At 57.9% G+C, this 19,337-nt stretch carries 13 protein-coding genes, 2 tRNA genes and 1 pseudogene; 5 read left to right on the forward strand and 11 right to left on the reverse strand.

Annotated features, from left to right (window positions below; genetic code table 11):
- Window positions 1-31 precede the first annotated feature (31 nt).
- Window positions 32-685: an HAD family hydrolase gene (locus tag ACIF4X_RS25555; protein ID WP_397484209.1), complete on the forward strand. Its 654-nt coding sequence runs from the start codon at window positions 32-34 to the stop codon at window positions 683-685.
- A 147-nt stretch (window positions 686-832) separates the two neighbouring features.
- Here ACIF4X_RS25555 and ACIF4X_RS25560 read toward each other — a convergent pair whose 3' ends face one another.
- Window positions 833-1,795 carry a zinc-binding dehydrogenase gene (locus ACIF4X_RS25560; protein ID WP_397484210.1) on the reverse strand — a complete coding sequence of 321 codons (963 nt, stop codon included), beginning with the start codon at window positions 1,793-1,795 and terminating at the stop codon, window positions 833-835.
- A 138-nt stretch (window positions 1,796-1,933) separates the two neighbouring features.
- Here ACIF4X_RS25560 and ACIF4X_RS25565 point away from each other — a divergent pair, with 138 nt between their 5' ends.
- Together ACIF4X_RS25565 and ACIF4X_RS25570 are read left to right on the forward strand one after the other, a co-directional pair.
- Window positions 1,934-4,018: a carboxy terminal-processing peptidase gene (locus ACIF4X_RS25565; RefSeq protein ID WP_397484212.1), complete on the forward strand. Its 2,085-nt coding sequence runs from the start codon at window positions 1,934-1,936 to the stop codon at window positions 4,016-4,018.
- Window positions 4,019-4,152: 134 nt separating this feature from the next.
- Complete coding sequence (locus ACIF4X_RS25570) at window positions 4,153-5,943, forward strand: bifunctional diguanylate cyclase/phosphodiesterase (protein WP_397484213.1); 1,791 nt, start codon at window positions 4,153-4,155, stop codon at window positions 5,941-5,943.
- A 13-nt stretch (window positions 5,944-5,956) separates the two neighbouring features.
- On the opposite strand, the gene ACIF4X_RS25575 is transcribed toward ACIF4X_RS25570, so the two are convergent.
- The 7 genes and pseudogenes from ACIF4X_RS25575 to ACIF4X_RS25605 all read right to left on the reverse strand — a co-directional run bounded on the left by ACIF4X_RS25575 (window position 5,957) and on the right by ACIF4X_RS25605 (window position 14,093).
- Window positions 5,957-6,376 (reverse strand): hypothetical protein, encoded by a 420-nt coding sequence (locus ACIF4X_RS25575; RefSeq protein ID WP_397484214.1) that lies wholly within the window; start codon window positions 6,374-6,376, stop codon window positions 5,957-5,959.
- Window positions 6,373-11,157 (reverse strand): RHS repeat-associated core domain-containing protein, encoded by a 4,785-nt coding sequence (locus ACIF4X_RS25580; RefSeq protein WP_397484215.1) that lies wholly within the window; start codon window positions 11,155-11,157, stop codon window positions 6,373-6,375. Before ACIF4X_RS25580 ends, ACIF4X_RS25575 begins: the two co-directional genes overlap by 4 nt.
- 240 nt (window positions 11,158-11,397) lie before the next feature.
- Window positions 11,398-11,805, reverse strand: coding sequence for a tetratricopeptide repeat protein (locus ACIF4X_RS25585; RefSeq protein WP_397484216.1), 408 nt, complete (start codon window positions 11,803-11,805; stop codon window positions 11,398-11,400).
- On the reverse strand, window positions 11,806-12,177 hold the full coding sequence (locus ACIF4X_RS25590) for a hypothetical protein (RefSeq protein ID WP_003223109.1): 372 nt from the start codon (window positions 12,175-12,177) through the stop codon (window positions 11,806-11,808). It abuts the gene before it with no gap.
- On the reverse strand, window positions 12,174-12,515 hold the full coding sequence (locus ACIF4X_RS25595) for a helix-turn-helix domain-containing protein (RefSeq protein ID WP_397484217.1): 342 nt from the start codon (window positions 12,513-12,515) through the stop codon (window positions 12,174-12,176). The genes ACIF4X_RS25590 and ACIF4X_RS25595 overlap by 4 nt, the downstream gene beginning before the upstream one ends.
- A gap of 112 nt (window positions 12,516-12,627) precedes the next feature.
- Window positions 12,628-13,083, reverse strand: a complete 456-nt coding sequence (locus ACIF4X_RS25600; RefSeq protein WP_397484218.1) for a YkvA family protein — start codon at window positions 13,081-13,083, stop codon at window positions 12,628-12,630.
- Window positions 13,084-13,377: 294 nt separating this feature from the next.
- Window positions 13,378-14,093 (reverse strand): annotated as a pseudogene (locus tag ACIF4X_RS25605) (FKBP-type peptidyl-prolyl cis-trans isomerase).
- A gap of 270 nt (window positions 14,094-14,363) precedes the next feature.
- Here ACIF4X_RS25605 and ACIF4X_RS25610 point away from each other — a divergent pair.
- Entirely contained in the window at window positions 14,364-16,172 is a 1,809-nt protein-coding gene (locus ACIF4X_RS25610; protein WP_397484219.1) for a di-heme-cytochrome C peroxidase, read from the forward strand.
- Window positions 16,173-16,198: 26 nt separating this feature from the next.
- Window positions 16,199-17,332, forward strand: a complete 1,134-nt coding sequence (locus tag ACIF4X_RS25615; RefSeq protein WP_397484222.1) for a catalase family protein — start codon at window positions 16,199-16,201, stop codon at window positions 17,330-17,332.
- Here the strand turns inward: ACIF4X_RS25615 and ACIF4X_RS25620 are convergent, their stop codons facing one another.
- From ACIF4X_RS25620 to ACIF4X_RS25630, 3 genes are all read right to left on the reverse strand, one after another.
- Window positions 17,333-18,706, reverse strand: a complete 1,374-nt coding sequence (locus ACIF4X_RS25620) for a hypothetical protein (protein WP_397484220.1) — start codon at window positions 18,704-18,706, stop codon at window positions 17,333-17,335.
- 205 nt (window positions 18,707-18,911) lie between these two features.
- Window positions 18,912-18,988, reverse strand: a tRNA-Asp gene (locus tag ACIF4X_RS25625).
- Window positions 18,989-19,007: 19 nt separating this feature from the next.
- A tRNA-Val gene (locus ACIF4X_RS25630) sits at window positions 19,008-19,083 on the reverse strand.
- Window positions 19,084-19,337 lie beyond the last annotated feature (254 nt).

The raw sequence follows: 19,337 nt of genomic DNA on the forward strand, positions 1-19,337 counted from the left end.
CTTTGCTGACGTTGAAGAGAGAACTGCACTGATGGCCCTGGCAATTTTTGATCTGGACGAAACCTTGATCCACGGCGACTGCGCCACCCTCTGGAGCGAGCAGATGGGGCGCCTCGGCTGGGTCGATCCCGAGTCGTTCATGCGCAAGAACAACGAACTGATGGACGCCTACAGCCACGGCAAATTGCGCATGGAAGAGTATATGGAGTTCAGCCTCGAACCGCTGATCGGCCGCACGCCGGAAGAAGTCGAGCACTTGGTCGGGCCGTGGGTGGAAGACTTTATCGAACCGATCATCTTCAGCGATGCCACCAAGACCATCGCAGCCCATCGCAAGGCGGGAGACCGGATTCTGGTGATCTCGGCGTCAGGCACGCACCTGGTCAAACCGATTGCCGATCGACTGGGCATCGATGAAATTCTCGGCATCGAACTTGAAGTCGCGCATGGTGTTTACAGCGGCCACACCGTCGGCACCCTGACCTACCGCGAAGGCAAGATCACTCGCTTGCTGGAGTGGTTGGATGCAGAAGAAGAAAACCTCGAAGGCGCGAGTTTTTATTCCGACTCGCGCAATGATCTGCCATTGCTGTTGAAGGTGGATTTCCCGCACGTGGTCAACCCGGACACGGTGCTACTGGAGCACGCCGAAAAGTCCGGATGGCCAATCCACCTCTGGAAATGACAAAGATTTAATCTGGAGTTGCAGGCTGACATCCCGAACCTGAGTTCGACACCATGTGTCAGGTCGATGTACCTCGACAGAACAACTCCGTCAGTCCCCTCTCCCTTTGGGAGAGGGTTAGGGTGAGGGGCTTCTTCTGCCTACAAGTCAGTTCAGGCTATCGTCGATCACCAACACCAGTTTCCCGGAAACCGTATTACTCGCCAGCTCCGCAAACGCCGCCTCGGCATCCTTCACCGCAAACGCCTTGGCCAACTGCGGACTCAACCGCCCCTCGGCAAACAGCGGCCACACCTGCTGGCCCAGATCACTCAACAGATCGGCCTTGAACTGATCGTCACGACTGCGCAACGTCGAGCCGAGCAACTGCACACGCTTGGCCAACACCTGCGCCAGATCCAGCTTCGCCTCACGGCCCCCCATCAAACCGATCAACACCCAACGCCCGTCCAGCGCCATCAGCTTGAGGTTCAACACCGAATAATTGCCGCCGACCGGGTCGAGAATCACATCGAACGGCCCAAAATCGCGCAGGCTCTCCAGATCATCGGTGCGCACCACCCCGCCCTGCGCGCCCAGCGCCTCACAGTAGGCCAAACGCTCGGCCGAACCGACGCTGACCCAGCAGGGATTGCCGAACGCCTTGCACAACTGAATGGCGGCTGAACCAATTCCACTTGCGCCGGCGTGCAAGAGAACTTTCTCACCCGGTTTGAGCGCCGCAAGTTGAAACACATTCAGCCAGACTGTTGCATAAACCTCGGGCAATGCCGCGGCCTCAATCAGCGAGACGCCTTCGGGAACCGGCAGCACGTGCCGCCCGTCGACGACCACCTCTTCGGCCATGCCACCCCCGGCCAGCAAGGCGCAAACCCGATCGCCGACCTGCCACGCACTGCCCGCGCCGACCTCACTGATCACCCCGGAACACTCAAGACCGAGCACTTGGCTGGCCCCTGGCGGTGGCGGATAGAGCCCTGCTTTCTGTAATAAATCGGCGCGATTGAGGCCCGCCGCCGCCACTCGGATGCGGACTTGTCCTACATCGCACGTAGGACTCGGCTCTTCAACCCATGCCACTTGACCGTCAACGCCTTGCAATGCCTTCACAGTGCCTCCATAGTGAGTCTGGACTGAGCCCGAAGCTGTAGCGCCGGGCTTTTTGCATTATGCGACCGGCTCTCGTAGAACCGGCGACTTCAAAGACGGCCTAATATGCGTTATCAATTGTCCCCGCGTCGAATCAGCATGAAGCATTTGCTCCCCAGCACCGCCCTCGCTCTTTTCATCGGTATCGGTTTGTTGCCGGTGTCGGGCAATACATTCGCAGCCAACAGCTGGGACAAATTGCAGCCTGATCGCGATGAAGTCATCGCCAGCCTGAACGTCGTCGAGTTGCTCAAGCGTCACCACTACAGCAAGCCGCCGCTCGACGATGCGCGCTCGGTAATCATCTACGACAGCTATCTCAAGCTGCTGGATCCGTCGCGCAGCTACTTCATGGCCAGCGACATCACCGAATTCGACAAGTGGAAGACCCAGTTCGACGACTTCCTCAAAAGCGGCGACCTCAACGCCGGGTTCACCATCTACAAGCGCTATCTGGACCGCGTCAAGTCGCGTCTGGACTTCGCCCTTGCCGAGCTGAGCAAAGGCGTCGACAAGATGGACTTCACCACCAAGGAAACCTTGCTGATCGATCGCAAGGACGCCCCTTGGCTCAAATCCACTGCTGAACTCGACGACCTGTGGCGCAAACGCGTCAAGGACGAAGTGCTGCGGATGAAGATCGCCGGCAAAGAGCCGAAGCAGATCCAGGAAACCCTGACCAAGCGCTACAAGAACCAGTTGGCGCGCCTGGACCAGACCCGTCCGGAAGACATCTTCCAGGCGTACATCAACACCTTCGCCATGTCGTACGATCCGCACACCAACTACCTGTCGCCGGATAACGCGGAAAACTTCGACATCAACATGAGCCTGTCCCTCGAGGGCATCGGTGCCGTGTTGCAGAGCGACAACGACCAGGTGAAAGTCGTGCGTCTGGTGCCGGCAGGCCCGGCCGACAAGACCAAACAAGTTGCCCCGGCTGACAAGATCATCGGCGTTGCCCAAGGCAATAAAGAGATGGTCGACGTGGTCGGCTGGCGTCTGGACGAAGTGGTCAAACTGATCCGTGGTCCGAAGGGCACCGTGGTGCGTCTGGAAGTGATTCCGGCCAGCAATGCCCCGAACGACCAGACCACCAAGATCGTGCCGATCACCCGTGAAGCGGTGAAGCTCGAAGATCAGGCCGTGAAAAAATCCATCCTGAACCTGAAACAGGACGGCAAGGACTACAAGCTCGGCGTGATCGAGATTCCAGCCTTCTACCTCGACTTCAAGGCGTTCCGTGCCGGTGATCCGGACTACAAGAGCACCACACGCGACGTCAAGAAGCTGCTCACCGAGCTGCAAAAAGACAAAGTTGATGGCGTGGTCATCGACCTGCGCAACAACGGCGGCGGTTCCCTGCAGGAAGCCACCGAGCTGACCAGCCTGTTCATCGACAAAGGCCCGACCGTACTCGTACGTAATGCCGATGGCCGTGTCGACGTGCTCGAAGATGAAAACCCGGGCGCGTTCTACAAAGGTCCGATGGCACTCTTGGTCAACCGCTTGTCCGCCTCGGCCTCGGAGATTTTCGCCGGCGCCATGCAGGACTATCACCGCGCGCTGATCATCGGTGGCCAGACCTTCGGTAAAGGCACCGTGCAGACCATCCAGCCGCTGAACCATGGCGAACTGAAACTGACTCTGGCCAAGTTCTACCGGGTTTCCGGTCAGAGCACCCAGCATCAGGGCGTGTTGCCGGACATCGACTACCCGTCGCTGATCGACACCAAGGAAATCGGCGAGAGCGCCCTGCCGGAAGCCATGCCGTGGGACACCATCCGCGCGGCCATCAAACCGGCGGCCGATCCGTTCAAGCCGTTCCTGGCCCAGCTCAAGTCCGAACATGACACCCGCACCGCCAAGGATGCCGAGTTCGTGTTCATCCGGGACAAACTGGCCCTGGCGCAGAAACTGATGGAAGAAAAAACCGTCAGCCTCAACGAAGCCGAACGCCGTGCCCAGCACAACGACATCGACGCCAAGCAACTGGCGATGGAAAACATCCGTCGCAAGGCCAAAGGCGAAGAACCGCTCAAAGAGCTGAAGAAAGAAGACGACGACGCCCTCGCGGCTGCCGACCCGGACAAGGTCAAACCAGAAGACGACGCCTACCTGAGCGAAACCGGGCGCGTATTGCTGGATTACCTGAAGCTGAGCAATCAGGTGGCCAAGAAGTAAGATGATGGCAATTTAGTGCTGACGATCCCCGGATCGTCATCAAACAGTCATCATTCTGTCGTGCAATAAAGGACTGGGAGCCACTCTCTTCATCGAGAGCGCTCCCAGTCCTTTTTTTATCGCCAGAGATTGCCATGACCACGACCGAACAGCTGAGTGCCTTGAGCTCGATCCTGACTCAAAGCGGTTTACACAGCCTGTTCCAACCGATCATCTCTCTCTCGGAACGCCGCATTCTCGGCTACGAAGCCCTCACCCGTGGCCCGTCCAACAGCCCTCTTCACTCGCCGATCGCACTCTTCGCCGTAGCACGTCAGGCGGGACGTTTGAGCGAACTGGAAATCGCCTGCCGGCAAAGCGCTTGCCGCCGTTTCAACGAGCAGCAGTTACCGGGCAAACTGTTTCTCAACGTCTCGCCGGAATCCTTGCTTGAAGCCGCACATCAACCGGGGCGCACGTTGCAATTGCTGCAGGATTTCGGCATTCCTCCGTGTCAGGTGGTCATCGAGCTGACCGAACAGACACCCATCGACGATTTTCAGTTGCTGCAAACGGCCTTGCATCACTATCGGGCGATGGGATTTTCCATTGCACTGGATGATCTCGGGGCCGGGTATTCGAGCCTGCGTCTATGGTCGGAACTGCGTCCGGATTACGTGAAGATCGATCGGCACTTCATCGATGGCATTCATCAGGACGCGCTGAAGCGCGAGTTCGTCGGCTCGATCCTGCAAATCGCCAAAGCCTCTCGCGCGCAAGTCATCGCCGAAGGCATCGAGTTGCCGGAAGAACTCGCGGTGCTGACTGAAATGGGCGTCGATCTGGTGCAGGGATATTTGCTCGGTCGTCCTCAGGAACACCCACCGCGCGATGCCCGCGCCTTGATGCCCAAACACGACAGCAGCAGCGTTGCGCTGAACGACGAAGGCAGCGACCTCAGCGCCCTGCTCAACGACCAACCCGCCGTGCATCGCGACACACCGACCGCCACCGTACTGGAAGCCTTTCGCCGCCAGGCCAACCTCAACTCACTGGCAGTACTCGACGAACAAGGCCAACCCTGCGGTATCGTCCACCGCCATTCCTTGTCGGATGCCCTGCTGAAACCGTTCGCCACCGACCTGTTCGCACGCAAACCGATCAGCCGCCTGATGAACGATGATTTTCTCGCCGTGGAAATGAGTCAGTCGCTGCAACAGGTCAGCCGCCTGATCACCAGCCGTGCCCGGCAACGCATCGAAGAAGATTTCATCATTACTCTTAACAGCGGCTACCTCGGTCTTGGCCGGGTGATCGACGTGCTCAAGCTGATCACCGAGCTGAAGATCCAGCAGGCTCGTTATGCCAACCCGCTGACTTTGTTGCCGGGTAATGTGCCGATTCAGCAATGCCTGACGCGGCTGCTGCAGCAGGGGCGCGAGTCGGTCATTTGCTACGTCGACATCGACAGCTTTAAACCCTTCAACGATATCTACGGCTACGGGCGTGGTGACGAAGTGTTGCTGTGTCTGGCGCAATGCCTCAACGAACGCGTCGACCCTACCCGCGACTTCGTTGGCCACATTGGTGGCGACGACTTTCTCCTGGTCCTCGGCCCCGAAGACTGGCGCAAACGACTTAATCAATTACTTGATGACTTCCAGAGCCAATGCCGACGCTTCTATCGCACTGAACACCTCGACGCCGGCTGCTTCATCGCACCGAATCGCCAAGGAGTGCGACAGGAGTTTCCGTTGTTGTCACTGTCCATCGGCGTCGTGCATCTACATCCCGAAGCCTGCGCACAGCTTGATGCCAGTCGGCTTGCTGAGATGGCATCGCAGGCGAAGCATCATGCGAAGAGTGTTCCGGGGTATAGCGTGCATGTGATTGATAGTCTGGCCGCTGCCGAGCTACATCGATTGCAGCTTAGCGTACAACGTTGACTTGATTTTTAGTTTACCAAGTCGACTTATCCTCACTAGCAGCCACCAACAGATCCTCTTTCCAGATTTCTGTCGCTAGTTGATAGACATCTTGAAAAAACCTACGTGGACTTTCTAACAAATACCACTCCTCACGCGGCCAACTGTTTGTCTCGCATTCATCTATTTCAAATATCGCTTGAAAATCGAAGTTTGGATCCTTAAGTACCGCCTCGAGATTTTCAACGAGAGCCAATTTATGCCTATATGAGAGATAAGGCTGATTCAAGCAATATTTCTTTATTAGCATACTTCTATCAGCTTGATCATTCGGATCATAAGCCTCGAGTTCTACACCCTTAGACTCCTCTCTATCATAAACATCAAATATCCCAACGAACCACATTAAGTCAGGTTCAAACCGTTCATTTAAAAATGGGTCTTTCAGCATCATTTTCCCTCCGCGGGGAAGCCCGTGAAAGGCTCCTGTGTATTCACTTTGTCGAATTTAACCTCAAACCAATTCATATCCTCATTAAGCCCCGGGTTTTGTGCATCTTTTTTATTGGGTCTGTAACCGCGCCCAGCTCCAGGAAGCTCCAATCTAACTATTGGATTTTTCTTCTGATCCTGACCTGTATGTCTAATCAATCCATTTGTATCCTTCGTCATCGCTTTATTCAATGCCCCCAAATGCATGCGCCAACTATGAAACTGAGAGCTTGGATTACCTTTGGCACCTTTCGGGACCTCACCGGTATGAGGATCCGCTCCATTGATCGCTCGCTGTTTTAGAGCAGGATCAGAAATTTCCGAACTATGTTTTTTCACAGTGTGCATGTCATAAATTTTTTCATACTCACTAACACGCCGCTTTGCATTTCCCTCGGCTAGTTTATCAATCCTCGCCCTACGCTGCTCCGCCGTCACCTTCGGCAGCGCTGGCTCCCCCTCATCAACCTTAGCCCCACCAATCCCACCCGGCACCTCACATCCTGGTTTCTTCGGCGGCGGGCAGTTAGAGCTCAACCCCAACGGATCCACCCACCCCGTTGGATTCGGCACGTACTGATACTGATTCAAGCCACCGGCCAATTTGATCGGATCCGGCGTCAGGTACCGCCCCAGCCTCGGGTCGTAGTATCGGTGGCGGTTGTAATGCAGGCCGCTTTCGCCGTCGAAGTACTGCCCCTGAAAGCGCAGCGGCTGGTTCAGGTAGTCGTCGCCGGCCAGGGTCAACGCGGCGACTTTGCCGTAGGCGTCGTATTGCGCGGACCAGACGATGTCGCCGCTGTAGTCGGTGAGTTCCTGCGGGGTGCCGAGGTGGTCGAGTTGGTAGTAGAACGGGCAGGCTTTTTTCGGGCCTTTGCCGTCGAGCAGCGCGAGGGGGCGGAAGGTGCCGGGTTCGTAGACGTAGCTGCGGTATTCGTGTTCGCTGCTTTCGGCGACGAGGTGGTCGCCTTGCCAGAAGAACTCGGTGGTGGCGTCGCCGACGGTTTTGCGGATGCGCCGGCCAAAGGCGTCGTATTGGTAGGACGCGGTTTGGCCGTCCGGGCGGGTCAAGCCGATCAGGCGGTGCTGACTGTCGTAGCGGTATTCGGTGACGAGGGTCTGCGCGCGGCCGCGGCGTTCGCGGATCAGGTTGCCGAAGGCGTCGTAGTCGTAGTGGCGATCGCCTTGCATCAGCAGGCGATTGCCTTTTATCTGGCTGGGGCCGGGGCGGTCCTGCATCAGCAGGTTGCCGGCCGGGTCGTGGGCGAAGCTTTCCGGCAGTTCGTCGCGGGAATGGCGTACGCGAATGAGGCGGTCGAGGGTGTCGTAGCCGTAGGTGCGCTGGCCGTGGCGGCTGTCGGCGATGTGGGCGAGATTGCCGTTGGCGCTGTAGGCATAATCGCGGCGGTACAGCGAATCGCGCTGATGGCCTACGGCGTGGGCGAGTAATCGTCCTTGATCGTCGTAGGTATATTCGCTGAGCAGCAGGCCCTGCTGGCGTTGCCGTTCGCGTCCGGACTGGTAGACGTGACGGGTCAGCGGCGTGCCGTTGAGGTCGATGTCGGTCAGCGCGCCACCCTTGGCGTGGCGGTAGTCGAGCACGCTGTTGTCCGGCAGACGCAGGCGCTTGAGCTGACCGCAGGCGTCGTAGCGGTAACGCAGGGTGCCCCAGCCCTGATGTTCGGTGATCAAGCGGTCCTGACGGTCGTACTCGAAGGCCAGCGGGTGTTGCTGGCCGTCATCGACCCCAATCAAACGACCTAGGCGGTCGTATTGGTAAGTGACCTTGATGCCGTCGGGCAGGGTCTTGATTAACAGGCGCCCGGCAGCATCGCGTGCATAGGCAGTGACTAATTGCGAGCCGTCATCCCCGAACTCGGTCTTCTCCAGCAGATGGCCGTTGAGGTCATAGGCGTACGCGGTACGGCGGCCGTCAAAACCGCTTTCCTGACGAATCAGCCCGGTCGGCGTGTAGTCCAGCCGATATTTTTCCCCGGACTCGTTTTCAATCTCGGTGAGCAGCAGTTGCGCATGGTCGTAGCGGTACTGCACCTGCGTGCCGTCGGGGTTGATCCGCCGCGAAACCAGGTGCAGGTCATCGTCGTATTCATAACGGGTAATGCGCCCGAGTTCATCGCGCTCGGCGGTGACCTGACCGTAGGCGCCGTAGCTGTAGGCGCGGGTGCTACCGGTAGGAAACGTCGTCTGGATCAGTCGGCCAACGGCGTCCCAATGCTGACGGGTGACTGCGCCATGTTCGTCGGCGGTGGTGGTCCGCCGCCCCAGCGCATCGTAGGAAAAACGCCGCACGCCGCCATCGGGCAGCGTTTCTTCGGTCAACTGGCCGAGGGCATTCCAGACCAGCCGATGCCGGCTGCTGTCCGGGTAACGAATCGACAGCAACTGACCCCGGGTGTCGTAGTAGTAATGGGTGACCTGACCGTCAGGATCGACCGCTTCGGTGACATCGCCCTCGGCATTGCGCCGATAGATCCACACCGCGTCGCCGCGAGTGCGTTTGTGCAGGAAACCGTTGCGATACTCGTAGGACGTGGGCGCGTCATCCGGCGGAATCAACGCGATCAGCCGTCCGACCTCGTCGTAGCGGTATTCGGTGACCGTGCCCAAGGCATCCTGCTCGGCGATCAAACGGCCCGATGAGTCATAAGCCTTGAGCTGTTCGCCGCCATCGGCCTCGACCTTGCGCACCAGCCGCGCACGCTCGTCGTGCACGTAAGTCTCTTCGGTGCCATCGACGTAATGCACCGCGACACTGCCGTCGTCCGCCCAGACGTAACGCGTGTTCATCTGCGAAAACGAAGCCCAGTGCCTGACGCAACGGGCAGCTTTCCCCGACCGCTCCCACTCCCAGAAAAAACTCGCGCCGCCCGCCAGTTGCCGCTGCAGAATCACGTGGGCGTCGTCGTAGTCGTAGCGCTCGCTGTCGCCGACGGCGTTGCTGGCTTCGATCAGGTGCTGATAGGCGTCATAGCGATAGCTGACCAGCGCCTGTTCAGTGCTCCAGGCACCGTCGCGAAACACCTGATAATCGACACCCAACAACTGCGCCCGGTCATAGCGCAACAGCAGCGAACGCCCGGCGCCGTTGTCCAGGCGCTGCACCCGGTCAGAGCGATCGCGCTGCACCGTCAGACGATTGCCGTAGGCATCGCTGATTGCCGTCAGCCGTCCTGCACGAAAGTGATAAAACCGCGCCGTGTCCCCGGCCAGCGCGAGGATCAGTTCCTCCGGCTCATCACCCAGAAAAATCGCCGCCCGCGACAGGCTGTTGTGAATCGCCGGTCGCTCGCTACTCGGCAACGGAAACTGTGTTCGACGGTTTTCGTGATCGACCCAAACAACCTCATCAGCGAAAAACTCCAGCCGATGCGCCAGCGAATGGCTCCAGCCAAAGCCCAACCCAACATCGATTTCGGCGGCACTGGAGCGATACAACCGGCTGAACTCAAACGGCAACACGCCATCGAGCACCGCATCGGTCAGAGTCAGCAGTTCTTCACCGGTGACCATCGACACCGGACAACCGTTGGTACAGGTGAAGGGCACGCAATCAGCGCTGTCGCCGTTGGGATTTTTCGCCTGATCCGGCGAGTCGTCGTGATGCTCGTCTTTCTTCAGCAACGTGTTGCGCTGCGCATTCCAGCGCAATTGCATCCGGCCCTTTTTCACCCCGGCGGCGATGCCACGGGCGGCAACGGCTTTGTATTGATCGACGTATTTGATGAACCCCTCGACGATGCCGAACATCGCCTTCACCAAACGCTTCACCGCCGACAGCAATTGAACGGCGCGATCCGCCAGGCGCAGGGTCAAATAGGCGATGCCTGCACCACCACTGACGAACGTCAAAACCACGCTGATCAGCACATCGATGAGCAACTGCACCATCATCATCGACGCCGCTTCAGCGGTTTTGCCGGCGATTTCACTGGGCGGGAGCATCTCCAGCCAAAGGCTGGCAGTGCGCAGCAATAAACACAGTGCTGCTTCGTCACTGACCAGCAGTTGCAGCTTTTCCATGACGTCGGGGGCAGTCGCCGCCAACGCCATCAACTGCGTGGCCCCCTCCCCCAACCGCTCGGCGTACGCCCCGGGATCCTTGAGAATGTCCGAGAGCATGCCGATGCTGTCCCACACGCCCTCGATCGCCGCCCAGCTCCCGGCGAGCATGCCGTTGCCTGCCGCCGTCGCCACCGACTGCGACCACTGCGGCTTGAACCCCTTCCATTCACTGCGCAGCCAGCCATCCAGCTCAGTGGTCAGGCCGTCATAGGCTTTGAACAGGTCCTCGACCTGATCCGCAGTGACATCGCTGTGCACCTGCACCCGGTAGAACTTGCCTGGTATTCCTTTGAATGAGCCCTTGCCTTGCGCATCAAGGGTGATGGGGATGGTTTCGCCACCGTCCATGGCGATCACATCGACCACGATGTTGCCCAGCGGAATATCGTAGACCGACTCGAACTTGCTCTCGATCTGCATCAACCCGCCCTTCGGGCACTGAACGACACCGGAGAAAAATTCGCTGTCGCTGCTACTGACGGCAGTGCTAGCGGAGCCAAAGCGAATGATCCGCTCCATGCCCATCAACGAAGGCAGATCCGCCGCGTGACTGAATTTATCCGTCGCTCGACTGGCCCAATGCCTGAGCTGTTCGCGGTAAATACTGAGGGTGGCGGGAAAGCTGTCGAGTGCTTGCTCGATACGGGTGACGGCCTCCATCAGCGCACGCGGGTGTGCGAAGTGGACTGAATAAGCGGATCAAACATGAGCGTTCCCTCGCGCAAAAAATTAGGCGCGGGAACTGTGCGGGGTATCAATCAGGAAAGAAGTCAGGCAAGTAGGCGATGCCTGTAGGACTTGTCTGCAAAAAACAACAGGCGGATAAACGAGTGCGCGGAAAAGCAAACGCGGCATGAGGAAAACCTCACGCCGCGTTTATATGAGCAGACATAAATGGATTTACAGTGTTGAGCCGCGAGCGCTCAGCTCTTGCAATTTGAGCTCAGCCAACGGGTGCCCGGCCTTGGCAGCCATCCCCCACCAGCGCGCGGCTTCGCCAGGATCCGGCGGTTTGCTCGTAGTCCCGGCCAGGCTGATCACACCGACCTGATAAGCCGCTTTGCCATCACCCGCAAGTGCCGCCAACCGCAACAGGCGCACACCTTCTTCACGCGCGCCCAGGCCGACACCGCGAAAGGTCAGGATGTGCCCATAGAAGCTCTGCGCACCGACATCGCCAAGGTTGGCCATGCGCGCAAACTGACCTTCAAGCCAGCGCCAGCCACGCGGTTGTCGAACGAACCATGACCAGTGAAACAGCCTGCGGGCCAGCCAGTAACAGGCCCGCGCCTTGAGTCGTAAAAACACTCAGGCCTCCGCCGATTCCGGGTACTCGTATTCAAAAACACGAACGACTTCCGAGGCATGCCAAGAGGCCGCAGCAACGCCATCGGACGGCCCGGAAAAACGCCCCAGGCGTTCAACACATTCAAAGAAACCGGTGCGTGGCAGGCGACTCGCCCCCTGGCTGATCACCAGCGAACTGCGCAACGGTTGTTCGGCCTTGGCATCCAGCGCGGCCAGATGCTCAAGCGCGGCGGTCAAGGTTTGCATGGCCGGTGTCGGCAATTGCAACCGTTCGAGCAAAGCCCGATAAGTCAGCAGATGGCGCTGCCGGCGCGCCTGATCCAGTTCTCCCAGCAATCCGTCCCAATGTTGACGACTGATGCGTACGCTCACGATTCATCCCTCCACCCTGGCACCGTCAGTTCCCAGGCCAGGCTGCGGCGAATCGCGGCGTCGGGCTGACGCTCGCCACTTTCGATCATGGCCAAGTATGACGGGCTGATGCCTACCGTGCGGGCCAGCGCCTCAATGGCGATGCCCTTCCCTTCGCGCAAACTGCGTAGTTGATCCAGACCTGGAAGAATCGTGTCTGGTGAGGCCGCGAGCAGCGTAGGTGCCGGACGCGACGGTGTTTCATTGATGCCTGCTGCTTTTAGTAGAGCCTGATACTGAGCCCACGGCAGAACCGCGTATTCGGGTTCGCCATCGCGTGCAATTATCTGAATATCCATGACTACCCCGTAGGACAACAACACTTAGCGAGTCGGCACTTTTCCCTAGAAGTGTAATCCTAACAGCGGCCAAGGTCGCGGGGGGTATCTATCTACAGGAAGACTTAATGAATCAGGGCTTTTTCGGCCCCTGCAGTTGCAGTTGCTCGGGGGTATCCGGCAGGCGTTCGACGACTGCCAGTTTTTCCGGCTGCTGACGATTGCGCCACAAGCGAAAAGCATTGAGCTCATCGTCGAGGGTTTTCATCAGCCAGGCGAGAACCGCGATGTCGTCGAGCATGCCGAACACGGGAATAAAATCCGGAATCGCATCCACCGGACTGAGGAAGTACATCAAACCCGCCACGACTGAAACCAGTGCCTTGCCGCTGATGGCCCGATACTCGCCGCGCCAATAGGCCAGGCACAGTGCCTGGAGCAAACGTAAATCGTCCTTGAGTTTACCAAGGCGATTGCCTTGCGCGGCGCCTTTGCTGGCGACCGCAAACAATAAGGTCGGCAAACGTCCACGCGCCAGCAGGCGGCCGGCCAAGGGCAGGAATCGAGCGAAATCCCACGGAGCTTTCATCTATTCCTCCCATTGAAATGTTATCCACACAAATTGTGGATAACCTTGTGAACAGAGCTGCATTTCGGCGCTGGAAGCCCCGTTTCATAAGGGCTGCGCTCAGATCGGGCGTTTTTTACTCACATAAAAAAGCCCAATATTTCATTGACTTGGCTGCTCAGGGCGGCTAGCGCGGGCAGCCTCACTGGGTATGACTCTCCCGACCGCCATCGGTTCGCTCTGTTTACCCTTGCCAGACTCCAGATGCAACAACGCCCCGCATAAGCGAGGCGTTGTTGGCAGAGCCGTTACCGATTACTTGGCAGCAGCAGCTTCTTTGGCTGGATCCTTGATGGCCAGCAGTTCCAGGTCGAAGACCAGAACCGAGTTGGCCGGGATTGCCGGGCTTGGCGACTGGGCGCCGTAAGCCAGATCGCTAGGGATGTACAGTTTGTACTTCTCGCCAACGTGCATCAGTTGCAGACCTTCAACCCAACCCGGAATCACGCCGCTCACTGGCAGATCGATCGGGCTGCCGCGCTCGACGGAGCTGTCGAACACGGTGCCGTTGGTCAGCTTGCCGGTGTAGTGAACAGTCACTACGTCAGTCGGCTTAGGCTGTGGGCCGTCGGCTTTCTTGACCACTTCGTACTGCAGGCCCGAAGCAGTGGTTGTTACACCCGCCTTCTTGCCGTTTTCTTCGAGGAATTTCTTGCCGGCGGCTGCCGACTCTTCGCTCATCTTGGCCATGCGCTCTTCAGCACGCTTTTGCAGCGCGGCGAAGGCTTCGACCAGTTCTTCGTCTTTCAGCTTCTGTTCTTTCTTGCCGCCGGCATCTTCGATGCCCTGGGCTACCGCTTTGGAGTCCAGATCAGCCAGGCCTTCCTGAGCCAGGCGCTGGCCCAGGTTCAGGCCCAGACCGTAGGAAGCTTTTTGCGCCGGGGTTTTCAGCTCTACGCTGTCTGCGAATCACAACCCGCGAGGACCAGGCTAACCAGGGCAACCGCCGCCGCCAACCGATGCTGTTTCATGCTATTTCCTTGTTCATGCGCCGAAAGGGCAATCGAGTAAAGCCGCGAGCTTATCAGGCCGCCACGACCAATGGCTACCGGCATGAGAGCAGGAATCTTCCGATAAGTTCAGGGATTAAAACGCATTGAGGCGAAGCGACGATGAAGCTTCTGTCATCTTGTCCCGACAATCAGCGTCGTTCCTTCTTGCATCATCTGGCGTAATGGCCACTTGCCGCATGGGGCCGTGCTCAGGCATAACAGCGGAACAAATCGACAAGGATGTTTATCTTGCGCCTCTTATTCCGTGTGCTGACCCTGATCGTCGTGCTGCTGGGACTGGTTCTTGCTGTGGTCCTGTATTACGTCGCCAACCCGAAATTGCCCTTCTACAGCCCCGCCGAGCAGGTGCATTACCTCGATCAGTGGAGTGATGAAGACCGGCAAACCTACTATTTCACGCCTCAGGGCACGCAGGTCAAAGGCCTGCGCTATGAGTGGTTCCAGGCCCTGGAACTGCCTTTTTCTGAGCAGCGTTTTGCGTCCTCCGATTACCTCGCGCGCTTCGGTTTTCTGATGGATCCGCAGCAGAAAGCCACCGCGAACAACCCCGGCAACCTCCCTGTCGGGTTTGCCCGACATCAGAATCCCGGCAGCTCCGAGCAATATCTGGACATCACTTGCGCCGCTTGCCACACCGGCGAATTGCGCTTCAAAGGCCAGGCCGTGCGGATTGACGGCGGTACCGCGCAACATGTGCTGCCCTCAAGTGTTCCTACTTTGCGCGGCGGCAGTTTCGGACAGGCTCTGGTGGCAAGTCTGACCTCGACTTACTACAACCCATGGAAATTCGAACGCTTTGCCAGAACCGTGCTTGGCGACGAATACGACGCCCGCCACGAGCAACTGCGCAAAGACTTCAAAACGTCACTGAACACATTCCTCAAAGTCGCCTGGAACGATACCCATCGCGGCCTCTACCCGACCGAGGAAGGTCCCGGCCGCGCCGATGCTTTCGGCCGGATTGCCAATGCGACGTTTGGCGATGCGATTTCTTCCGCCAACTACCGCGTGGCCAATGCTCCGGTGGATTACCCGCAGCTCTGGGACATGTGGACGTTCGATTGGGTGCAGTGGAACGGCTCGGCGCAGCAGCCGATGGCGCGCAATATCGGCGAGGCATTGGGCGTCGGCGCTACCCTGAATTTTTTTGATACCAACGGGCAGCCGCTGCAAGGCGAAGCACGCTATGCCTCCAGCGTGCGCGTGCGTGATCTGAACAAGATCGAAGAAACCCTGCAAAAGCTCAAGCCGCCCGCTTGGCCAGAGGAGCTGTTTGGCGCCATCGACAAACCCTTGGCAGCCAAGGGACGCGCGCTGTTTGCCGAGAATTGCGGCAGTTGCCACGTCCCGCGTCAAACTCAAGAAGGTGAGCGCTGGGTGCAGCATTTGCATATGCTGCCAGTCGATGTCATCGGCACCGACCCGACCGCCGCCAACAATATCGCCACCCACCGTTTCGACCTGACCGCCCTGCAATGGGACCTGAAGGAACTCGAAACCATGGACGTCAAACTGCACCCGACGCCCAAGGAACCTCTGGATCTGAGCCAGTTGTCGGTGGCCAAAGGCCTGGCTTACGTCACCGCCTTCGTCGAAGACCGCGCCTACCGCGAAGCCAACGTCACCCCGCCAGAGAAACCACGCCTGGACGGCTTCGGCCTACCCATCGGTGTGCGCGAAAAAGTCGCTTACAAGGCCCGCCCGCTGACCGGTGTCTGGGCCACCGCGCCGTTTTTGCACAACGGTTCAGTGCCGAGCATTTATCAGTTGCTGTCGCCGCAGGATGAGCGCGCCACGACCTTCTTCAAAGGCACCTTTGAATACGATCCGCGACATCTGGGTTATCGCACCGAAGCGTTTACCAATGGCTTCCTGTTCGACACGCGGATCACCGGCAACCACAACAGCGGCCATGAATTCCGTGCCGGTGAACGTGGTAACGGCGTGATTGGCCGGTTGTTGCAGCCGGAAGAACGCTGGGCACTGCTGGAATACCTGAAAGTACTCGGCGGCCCACTGGAGGCGCAATTGCCATGATCTCGACCTTCAAGAAAGAACAGTCGTTGTTGGCCAGAATCTGGTTATGGCTTGGACGTTTGTTTGGCAAGACTGTGCTGATAGTGCTCGCCATCGGCCTGCTCGGCTGGGCCATATCCACGGCGTGGTTTGCCTGGCAACACCGTGGCCCGGTGTCAGCGCTGGAGCAGATTCCACCCGGCGAAGCCGCGATGACTCAAGACGTGATCCAGACCGCCGTACGCATTGTCGATCAACACCGTGAAAGCACACGGTATCTACGTGACGCACATGCCAAGGCCCATGGCTGCGTGAAGGCGCAGGTGCAGGTTCTGCCGGACCTCGCGCAGTCGCTGCGACAGGGCGTTTTCAGTGAGCCTGGCAAAACCTGGCAAGCGATGATCCGCCTGTCCAACGGCAATGCCTACCCACAGTTCGACAGCATCCGCGACGCCCGGGGCATGGCGATCAAACTGCTGGACGTTTCGGGAAAACAGCTGCTCGGCAACCGTCAGGCACAGCAGGAACAGGATTTCGTGATGTTCAGCCATCCGAACTTCTTTGTCAGCGATGTCGCCGAATACCGTCAGAATGTGGCAGCCCAGGCTGACGGCAAAAAGGTCATGGCGTTTTTCCCCGGCTGGGATCCGCGCAGCTGGCAGATCCGCCATTTGTTTATTGCGCTGGCAACCTTGGCGCCGCCGCCGGATAGCCCGACGACGACTACATACTTTTCGGTTTCGCCCTACAAATTCGGTGAAACCAATGCAAAGTTCCGGGTAGCACCAGATCCGGACAATTGCCCTGCATACACATTGCCTAAACAGAACCATGACCTGCCAAATTTCCTGCGCAGCGCGTTGAACCAGCAGCTGTCGACGGATCGGGTGCCGGCCTGTTTCGTGCTGCAGATCCAGCGCCAGGATGCCCACAAATACATGCCGATCGAGGACACCAGCATCGAATGGCGCGAGCAGGACTCGCCCTTCGAAACGGTCGCGCGGATCACCCTGCCGCCGCAGGATTTCGATACCCCGGCGTTGAATCTGCAATGCGACAACCTGTCGTTCAACCCATGGTTTGGCATTGAAGCCCACCGCCCCATCGGTGGGATCAACCGACTGCGCAAGGCGGTGTACGAGGCTGTCAGTGATTATCGTCACCAGCGTAATGACGAATGATCACTCCGCCGGATCGGCCATCACCGCTACTATCTCGGTAGACGGCCTGAACCGGCCGGCATCCGGCCATGTCTTGCTCGGCACGATCACGCTCAGGTTTCCGGCGGCCGCTACTTTGTCGACATACATTTGTGTGGTGATTTCACCCGAGACCAACTTCCGTTCAAAGTCCGTCGTCAACTCAACAATCAACGATCTGACTGGAATATCGGGTTGCGAAAAGCTCAAGACTGCCCCATCAGGTGTGATCATGAACAAGTGGTGCTGAGGGGCGGCGACCAGCCGATTCAGACCGACCGTCATATCGGCGGGGGAAAAAAAGTTCTTGAAGCGTTCGACGTCTGCGGCGGGCAAAAGGTCTGGAAGCGACGGCTTGCTCGAATGATAGAAACCATAGACCCGGAACCCCTCGGGATACTGGAGGTTGCCATGCCGATCCTTGGGGAACACCTTAGGCAAGTCAAAGTTGACGTACTCGCTGTATTCGGCAGCAGTGGTAATAAACTCATCACGGGCTGTATGTTTGAGAACAATGCCGACATATTGCCCGGCCAGTGAATTGCGTTGCCTGATACGCCAATAAGACGCAACGCTCGCAACGTCATGGAAAACGGGACTGAAAACCGGCATCAGTTCAACCGACGTATTCCTTGTCTTGTTATTCGGGTCAATATCCCATTTCCAACTGGCTTTCAGTGCGCCTCGGCGCGACCACATCGCATCTTCGACAACGCCTTTGACCACCATCTTGAGTTCACCGGCCCCGATAGCCAGCAGGATCCAGATGCTGGCCGGAAAAGCGCCTCTTTCATACAAGCGCTGAAACAAACTGGCGCTTTTGTCTGTATTTTTCGCAATCTGTCGGGCCAATTCAGATTCAAAGTCTGATGCGTTTGAAGTGTATGAAACAAGACCGTCCTTACCTGTGGACAGATAGCACCTGGAGTATTGGCGCCGTGGATTCATTACGCTCCACAGATCGGCCCACGAAAAAAAGCGATTGCGATAAGACAACTCCACCGGGATTTCATTTATGCCCCCCTCTGCGCGTGGATGTAAATGGAAACTCGCGGCGACGGTATATCCGACAGGAACGCACAATTGCCCCCTCGCACACTTGGACACGAAGAGTGAATCTTCGAGTGAGGCGCTGTCGTTACTCAATTGCGGTGCGTCTGATTTCAAGAACTCGGCACAAACATACCGTCCCTGACTATTTTTCAGGATAAACCAGAGAACCTCGGTGTTTGCCTCGAACTTCAAGCCATGGAGAAAGGCGGCGGCGTCATCACATTCGAGGAATGGCGGTTTACGGGACAGAAACGCTAAGTCCACCGAGTTTTCGGCAGGTTTTGCTGGAAGGGAATCACTCATGAATTCAGTCTCTCGGTAAGCAATTGAACGGGTTCATGACGCGAAATGAGTCATGAACAACGTTGCTATTCTCCGAAAGCGACTTGGCTGGCAGGCACTACATAGATATATGCAGCGAAAAAATACTCAAACGCCAGACAGCAAAAAGCCCGCACTGGGCGGGCTTTCTGTGGAATCTGGCGTTCAGTGTTCCAGATTCCGAATATGGCGCAGCGGACGGGACTCGAACCCGCGACCCCCGGCGTGACAGGCCGGTATTCTAACCGACTGAACTACCGCTGCGCGAAACGCTTGAAACGAATGGTGGGTGATGACGGGATCGAACCGCCGACATTCTGCTTGTAAGGCAGACGCTCTCCCAGCTGAGCTAATCACCCTTCGCTTCGTTACGGGACGCATTATGCCACAAGTTTTCGTAAAGTGTTGATTTAATTGAAGTTTTTTTCAAATAAATCCGAAAACCGGTAAAACGACACATCCCGCGGGTACAACCTTGGAGCAGAAAAAAACCCGCCTTGGCGGGTTTTTCCGTGGTGACCTGGCGTTCAGTGGTCCAGGTTACCGAATATGGCGCAGCGGACGGGACTCGAACCCGCGACCCCCGGCGTGACAGGCCGGTATTCTAACCGAC

The organism is Pseudomonas sp. NPDC085632 (genome assembly GCF_044541255.1).
Taxonomy (GTDB): domain Bacteria; phylum Pseudomonadota; class Gammaproteobacteria; order Pseudomonadales; family Pseudomonadaceae; genus Aquipseudomonas.

Bases quoted from the DNA above. Each gene is read 5' to 3' on its own strand.
- ACIF4X_RS25575 (WP_397484214.1), bottom strand. From the start codon at position 6,376: ATGATGCTGAAAGACCCATTTTTAAATGAACGGTTTGAACCTGACTTA.
- ACIF4X_RS25565 (WP_397484212.1), top strand. From the start codon at position 1,934: ATGAAGCATTTGCTCCCCAGCACCGCCCTCGCTCTTTTCATCGGTATC.
- ACIF4X_RS25600 (WP_397484218.1), bottom strand. From the start codon at position 13,083: ATGAAAGCTCCGTGGGATTTCGCTCGATTCCTGCCCTTGGCCGGCCGC.
- ACIF4X_RS25555 (WP_397484209.1), top strand. From the start codon at position 32: ATGGCCCTGGCAATTTTTGATCTGGACGAAACCTTGATCCACGGCGAC.
- ACIF4X_RS25595 (WP_397484217.1), bottom strand. From the start codon at position 12,515: ATGGATATTCAGATAATTGCACGCGATGGCGAACCCGAATACGCGGTT.
- ACIF4X_RS25620 (WP_397484220.1), bottom strand. From the start codon at position 18,706: ATGAGTGATTCCCTTCCAGCAAAACCTGCCGAAAACTCGGTGGACTTA.
- ACIF4X_RS25580 (WP_397484215.1), bottom strand. From the start codon at position 11,157: ATGGAGGCCGTCACCCGTATCGAGCAAGCACTCGACAGCTTTCCCGCC.
- ACIF4X_RS25570 (WP_397484213.1), top strand. From the start codon at position 4,153: ATGACCACGACCGAACAGCTGAGTGCCTTGAGCTCGATCCTGACTCAA.